5 protein-coding genes are annotated in these 7504 nt (G+C 36.6%); 2 read left to right on the forward strand and 3 right to left on the reverse strand.

Annotation, left to right across the window (positions count from 1 at the left end; all coding sequences use genetic code 11):
* Positions 1–8: 8 nt before the first annotated feature.
* The 3 genes from CXF67_RS03215 to CXF67_RS03225 are packed head-to-tail and all read right to left on the reverse strand — an operon-like array spanning position 9 to position 3183.
* Positions 9–857 carry a DC1 domain-containing protein gene (locus tag CXF67_RS03215; RefSeq protein WP_102087437.1) on the reverse strand — a complete coding sequence of 283 codons (849 nt, stop codon included), beginning with the start codon at positions 855–857 and terminating at the stop codon, positions 9–11.
* A 14-nt stretch (positions 858–871) separates the two neighbouring features.
* A complete protein-coding gene (locus CXF67_RS03220; RefSeq protein WP_102087438.1) occupies positions 872–1828 on the reverse strand; it encodes an L-threonylcarbamoyladenylate synthase in 957 nt (318 codons plus the stop codon).
* Positions 1825–3183, reverse strand: coding sequence for a dihydroorotase (locus CXF67_RS03225; RefSeq protein WP_102087439.1), 1359 nt, complete (start codon positions 3181–3183; stop codon positions 1825–1827). Before CXF67_RS03225 ends, CXF67_RS03220 begins: the two co-directional genes overlap by 4 nt.
* Positions 3184–3612: 429 nt before the next feature.
* Here CXF67_RS03225 and CXF67_RS03230 point away from each other — a divergent pair, with 429 nt between their 5' ends.
* A complete protein-coding gene (locus CXF67_RS03230) occupies positions 3613–5871 on the forward strand; it encodes an FUSC family protein (RefSeq protein WP_102087440.1) in 2259 nt (752 codons plus the stop codon).
* Positions 5872–6133: 262 nt separating this feature from the next.
* Positions 6134–7324: an MFS transporter gene (locus CXF67_RS03235; protein WP_102087441.1), complete on the forward strand. Its 1191-nt coding sequence runs from the start codon at positions 6134–6136 to the stop codon at positions 7322–7324.
* The last annotated feature ends 180 nt before the right edge of the window (positions 7325–7504 follow it).

The raw sequence follows: 7504 nt of genomic DNA on the forward strand, positions 1-7504 counted from the left end.
TTATTCTCTTATGGATTGCAGTAATCGCAATACATAGGGTCTTCTGTTCTTTTTTTATGAGGATACATGTTTTCTTTAGTAAAATTGCATTTCTGGCAGCTATATATAAAACTTAATGTCGAGTTGGTAGGCAATCCACACCAGCTACATTTTAATCCTTTCTTAACTTCCGATACTCCAAAACCAGGAATAGTACATCGAGGGCAACAGGAATTTACTTTAGCAATCAAATTTTTGGTTGCCTTTTCAATGACAGCCATTCTGCTTGGGTTGAACATTGCTCTCATATCCGTCTCTGCATAAACAGAATCCAATGTGTTCATCAGTTTTTTAAAGGTCTTCTTCAATTGACTTATATCTGTTATCCCTTTTATTATAGGAGTAGTGTTCGTTTTTGACTCCCTAAGAATAAGGCCATGCGATGGGAATTTTACCAATTCTGCAAAGTCCAATAGATCTGTCTCTGTTTTAATTTCCTGACCATTAAAATTGGTTTCCAAGCTCAATTCTCTGGCTATAATTTCCAAGTTGTTTTTCTTATCAATAAAAATCAAAAACTCATCATCAGCACTTGTAAAGAATAAGGAAGGATGAGCACCAAAGGAACCTTCACTAGCCACACCCAACTCACAATTGCTGAGTTCCATTGCCTTTAAACATTTTTGTCTTGCAGTAGCTATGGGGTCTTGTTTTCTTTCTACCTCGCCAGAAAAAGTTCCCCACTTGTCTGTATCGAAACCTTCTATTATATGGCACGACACTCCTAAAGCCTCCTCTAAAAGAGGCGCAATTACACTTTCCTTTTCGTGTTTTGTGGCTATGACTAGACGTCTATTTTTAAATAAAGCAGTACCCATGAAGTCAGTAATAATTATTTTATCGCTCTTTCTAATCTATCATTAATAGACTTACCTAGACCAACATTGGGAAATCTTTCAGCTACAATTATATCCAAATTTAAGCTATCTAGTTTATGCAACGTACTGTAGAGCTTAGAAGCAGCTTCCTTTAAATCTCCAGATATCGATAGGATTTCTATATGTTCAAAACGCGTGGTATTCAACTCTCCTTTGAATTTTAGGACACCAATTTTTTTGCTTTTGTTATTTTCAATAAATTCATCAATATCGTTCAAAAGGTACATCTTTGTTTTGGGAGCATAGTGTTTTGCTAACATTCCTGGGGCATTAGGTGTTGTTTCGCTTTTGTTTTTTATCTGAATTTTTCCGATTATTTTTTCAATGTCTTCAACAGAAATAGCTCCTAGCCTGTAGAGTATAGCTTCGTTATTTTCGAAGCCAATAATGGTAGATTCTATTCCATTTTTGCATTCACCACCCTCAAGCACCAAAGGTAGGGTGTTTTCAAAATACCCTTTAACGTGATAAGAACTTGTTGGACTAATCCTATTGTAGGGATTTGCGCTTGGAGCTGCAAGTGGAAAAGATAGTTGTTTTAACAAACTTAAAGTAATGGGGTGATTTGGAATTCTAACGCCAACGGTATCTTTCCCCCCAGTAACTATCAAAGGTATGTTTGATTTTTTAGGTAAAATGAGCGTTAAAGAACCAGGCCAAAAGGCTTCAGCAAGCTTTTGAGCCTTTATCGGAAATTCACGTGCTACTTTTTCTAGTTGGTCGATAGAAGCTATATGAACGATTAATGGATTAAATAAAGGTCTTTGTTTGACCTGAAATATTTTTCGAATTGCTTTTTCGCTATAGATATTTCCTGCCAATCCATAGACGGTTTCGGTAGGTATTGCTACGACATCTTCTCTATTTAAGAGTTCAATTGCTTTTGAAATGTCACTTGAAATTTGGATCATTTTTGCTGCTCTTTAGTAGTGAAATCTATGGGCATTCCAAATATATCTTCCTTAAAAAGGCCATGGTCATAAATCAAATTTCCATTTACAAAAGTTTGTTCAATTTTTGTTTGAAATGCTGTTCCTTCCAACGGAGACCAGCCGCATTTGTAGAGCAGGTTATCCTTGGTCACTGTCCATGTGTTGTTTAAATCTACTAAGGTTAAGTCAGCGTAATAGCCTTCTCGGATAAATCCCCTGTTGGTCATACTGTATAAAATAGCTGGATTATGGCACATTTTTTCGACAATTTTCTCTAATGAAATGAGGCCTTGTTTATAAAACTCCAACAAACAATTGAGCGTATGTTGAACCATAGGTGCACCCGACATAGATTGAAAGTAGGGTTGTTGTTTTTCTTCCAACGTGTGCGGGGCGTGGTCTGTGGTTATAAGATCTATTCTATCATCAAGTAGTGCCTTTAATAAGCCTTCTTTGTCTTTTTTTGTTTTTATAGCTGGATTCCATTTAATAAGCATTCCTAATCGCTCATAGTCTACGTCTGAAAACCAGAGGTGATGTACAGAAACTTCGGTTGTTATTTTTTTCTCTTTCAGTGGGATATCGTTGCGAAACAAGTGAGTTTCTGCTTCCGTAGTTAAATGCAAAATATGCAATCTGGCGTTGTATTTTTTTGCTAAATCTATGGCGCGTTTGGTAGCTTCATAGCAGCCTTCAGTGCTCCTGATCACAGGATGAAATTTTGCAGGTATATCATCGCCATATTTTTCCTTGAAGGCCTGTTCGTTTTTTTCTACAATTTCTTCTTTTTCAGAATGAATGGCGATAATGGATTTGCAGTTGGCAAATAGTTTTTCCATTATTTCAGGATTATCGGCCAGTAGATTTCCTTTTTTGGTAAAATACAGGCCGTCATCAGAAACACCAATAAATTGGCTCGTATCCATTTTTATGACCTCATCTATATTATCTCCATTTACACCAAGGAAAAAGGAGTAGTTAGCTAAAGATTTTTTGGAAGCAATGTCAAATTTTTCTTTTAAGCTTTCAACAGTCAAGATATTTGGAACTGTATTTGGCATATCTATAAAAGAAGTCACTCCACCTGCTATAGCGGCTTTACTTTCGGTGTATAAGTCGCCCTTATGGGTTAGGCCTGGGTCTCGAAAATGAACTTGACCGTCTATAATTCCTGGGAAGAGGTGTTTGCCAGTACCGTCTATTACGCTGTGTTTTGGTTTAACCTCAATTTTTCCAATTTGCTGTATAAACCCCTCTGCAATGAGTACATCTGCAACCAGTATTTTCCCTTCATTTACAAGAGTTACATTTTTAATTAAAGTGCGTTCATTCATTTTTTTTGTCTAAGAGTTAGAGTATTTTTTGTGTTTAGCTAAGTCGGTTTTTTACATTTGCTCATCACTTACAAGTTTTTTTTAAAAGCAAACCAAGATGAGAACCTGTTATCTTAAACTCCTTTCCATGTGCGAGAACTTTTTTCAATAAAATTGCGGAGAAAACCACTAAAAAAAACAAAAGCCATAAGATCAAGTTGACATTTCAAAGTCATAATTCATAAGTGTAAAAATATGAAAAAATTAAAAATAGGCCGAAGCCCGTATTCAACAATTAAAAACTTTAAATTAACTGTATCCGAAAAGGTTTTATACACTATTTAATGTCTAATAATTTTATAGTCATGTTTGAACACCTACTAAAATAAACTTACTAGACAATGCATCCCCTACAATTACCCTAACTTTGCTGTTAGACAAAAAAACTGCTTGAAAGAAAAACTCAAACAACTAGAATTATTTTTAAAAAGCACCAATTTTGACCGGGGTATTCGGCTTGGGGTTGGGGTAGCTGTGCCTTTTGCTGTCATGTACTTTTTAGGATATTTTGAATATGCAATATCTATTGCCGTAGGTGCTTTTTTAAACGCACCAGGAGACATTCCTGGAAGTAATAAACGCAAAGTTAATGCCGTCTTGATAAGTATTGGATTAACAATGCTTATTACTAGCATCATCCTATTTTTAAAACCTTTCTTGCCTCTTTTGCTGGTGGCCATTACAGTTATTTCGTTTGTAGTGTCACTCCTTTCAGTGTATGGTTTTAGAGCGTCTTTAGTTTCCTTTTCTGGCTTGCTAGCCATGGTCATCGCCTTTGCCGCCCAAAAAGAAACAGCACAAGAAATTTTTGTTCATGTGGCCTTAATGGGAGTGGGTGGACTTTGGTATTTGATCCTATCTTTTATCTTTCAAAAGATTTTTCCCCAAAAAGATCAGAATCAACTCTTGTCAGATACGCTTCATCTCATAGGGGAGTACCTAAAATTAAGAGCAAAACTATTAACCAAGAAAAGCAAGCGTGATGGACGCCTTAAAGAAACCTTCATCCTTCAACATCAAATCAACGACAAGCACGAGACACTTCGAGAAACACTGCTTACGGCACGTAAACGTTCTGGGCGTTCGCGTTATGAAGAAAAGCAACTCTTGATTTTCCTTTCCTCAATCAAGATTTTCGAATTGATAGAAGCTAAACATTTGGATTATAAAACGATCGATGGAATTTTTGGTGAGCGTAAAGAATTTCTAAAAGCTTTTAAAACTCTGAATAAAATCATGGGTAACCATCTCATACGCTTGTCAGAATTATTGATTCAAAATGATGAATTACCAGATAAAAAACTTTTATTAGAGGCGCTTTCAGATGCTGAGGATTCCATCTCAAATTATATCGATGCTGTGAAATTACCCCAAGCGCGCGAAGGTGCTTTAGTCTTGAAAAATCTATACGATTACCAAGAACAGCTGCTTCAAGAGATCAAAGCTATCAGACGGGTGATGGCAAATGTCCAAGAATCTTCTAAAGTCTCCCTAAAAAGACAAGATTCGAGTCAGTTTTTAACACTCCAAGAATACAGGCTGAATGTCCTTGTTCAAAACTTGAGTTTGGACTCCACCATGTTTAGACATTCCTTACGCCTTAGCATTGCTATTGTCCTGGCCTATCTGTTAGGTTTTCTTTTGGATATTCAAAACACTTATTGGATTTTGCTAACCATCATTGTTATAATGCGGCCCAGCTATGGCTTAACCAAAGAGCGCTCAAAAGATCGTATCATTGGAACACTCATAGGCGCTGGAGTGGCTGTGGGTATTGTGCTTATCACTCAAAATGTAGTGGTCTATTCGGTATTAGCATTAGTATCGTTGATATTTGCATTTGCATTAATCCAGCAAAATTATAAGTCTGCTGCTGCATTAATCACCATTAGTATTGTCTTTGTGTATTCCTTAATTAATCCCGATGCCTTCGAGGTAATTCAATATCGCGTCCTCGACACCCTCATTGGAGCCGCTATCGCCGTTGTTGCAAACTACACTATATTTCCTAGTTGGGAAGCCAACAATCTTAAACAGGTGCTCTTGAATGCTTTGGAAATGAATAAAAAATACCTCCTAGCAACACAAGAATTATATCAAGATCCCTCAACAAACAAACTCTCTTATAATCTGGCAAGGAAAGAGGCCTTTCTGGCGATTAGTAATTTAAATGCAGCCTTCCAACGGTTGACACAAGATCCAAAATCGAAACAAAATGAATTCCAATTAATTTATGAAATGGTGACCCTTAACCAGACTATGATTTCTGCCATTGCGTCCATCGGCAATTTTATCATCAATCATAGAACCACTCCTGCTTCCGTAGAGTTTAATCTACTTATCAAAAAAATTGCCAACACGCTACAGATGGCTTGTGATAGCTTGGACCCTACTCAATTAAAGAAAAAAGTTTCTGAAGAAACTGGAGAAGATGCACAGGAGACGTTGTTGGGCAACTACCACCACTTATCAAAAAAGCGAGATGAAAACATCAGACAAGGTTATACTGAATTAGACACTGAAACGCTTCATGCTCTTCAGGAAGCCTATTTGATATCCAATCATATGGGCTGGTTAAAATCGCTTTCAGAAAGCTTAGAAAAGGCAACAGAACGCTATCGGTATTCTATCATCAATAAACAGTCGTAAAGGGGTGGATGTTTTGGATATATAGTTATTGCAGTCTATTATATCCTCTTTGGTTATCAGAAATTCAGGACTTTATAAAGCATTTATAGTGTCCAAAATCAATTCACTTCAGTTGGAAATAGTCGTCTTAAAACATGATTGCAACGATTAGTTATTCTACGAGTCTTTTAGCTAGTAGGTTTGGTGAGTATGTGTTAGATTAGAGGTTTTAACGCTCCATTTATTTTACAAAGGCGTTGAGTAAAATTGAATATTATTCTAAGTGAAACACTCTAAATTAATACTTCCAGTAATTGTTTTCTCACAGTTTTGCTGCACCTCGCTTTGGTTTGCCGGAAATGGTGTTATAAGCGATCTTGTTATAAATTTTGATCTTGAGGTGAGTGTTTTGGGGCACTTAACTTCAGCTGTACAATTTGGATTTATCATCGGGACTTTGATCTTCGCTATTTTGACAATTGCAGATCGCTTTTCACCTTCAAAAGTTTTTTTAGTGAGTGCTTTGCTGGGATCGCTCTTCAACCTGGGAGTTATATGGGAGGCAAACAATTTATTGAGCTTACTTTCACTTCGTTTTTTTACAGGCTTTTTTCTTGCGGGTATCTATCCAGTGGGGATGAAAATTGCCGCAGATTATTATGAAAAAGGACTTGGCAAGTCGCTGGGATTTTTAGTTGGCGCCTTGGTGTTGGGAACTGCACTTCCTCATTTGTTAAACGAAATGACTCTTGTATATTCTTGGAAATCGGTACTGATAACAACTTCACTTCTTGGGGTTTTAGGGGGCTTGTTAATGCTTATACTGGTGCCTGATGGTCCTTTCAGAAAAAAAAGTAAGCAAACAGATTTATCAGCATTTTTTAGTGTATTTCGCAATCTAAAATTTCGGTCTGTGGCTTTCGGATATTTTGGACATATGTGGGAGTTATATGCTTTCTGGGCCTTTATACCCATTATGCTAAAAAAATACAGCGTAGAACATCCACAAGTCATATTTAATATTCCTCTACTATCATTTCTAATTATTGGAGTAGGAGCGATGGGCTGTATATTTGGCGGCTATCTCTCACAAGTTCTAGGGACCAAACAAACAGCTTTTATGGCCCTTTTGTTATCCTGTGGATGTTGCCTTATTTCTCCATGGGTATTTACTAGTGAATTTGAAATCTTGTTTCTTGGGTTTCTTATTTTTTGGGGAATAGTGGTCATTGCAGATTCACCGCTTTTATCAACACTTGTTGCTCAAAATGCACCTGCAGAGATGAAAGGCACCGCACTTACCATTGTAAATTGTATAGGGTATTCCATAACCATAGTTAGCATTCAAATGATGACCATGATGATAAAGTTAACCGATTCAAATAGCATTTATGTCATTTTAGCTTTAGGCCCGATTTTAGGTTTGATTGCGCTAAGATGCAAAACTAGAGGTGTTCTTTCTCGTAATACTTAAATCTTACCAAACCTACTCTACCAAATTAAACCTATAATGTCGCCATAAATCGGTTTGCTGAAACGAATTCAGCACAGGCTTTTTTTACCTGTTTTTTTACAAATACAATTACTGTAACCAAGGTTATGCTTATTGTTTTTAACTTCATTCAAAAAAACTGTGTTGAGCTACATGGCAGTA

The organism is Psychroflexus sp. MES1-P1E (assembly GCF_002836055.1).
Taxonomy (GTDB): Bacteria; Bacteroidota; Bacteroidia; order Flavobacteriales; family Flavobacteriaceae; genus Psychroflexus.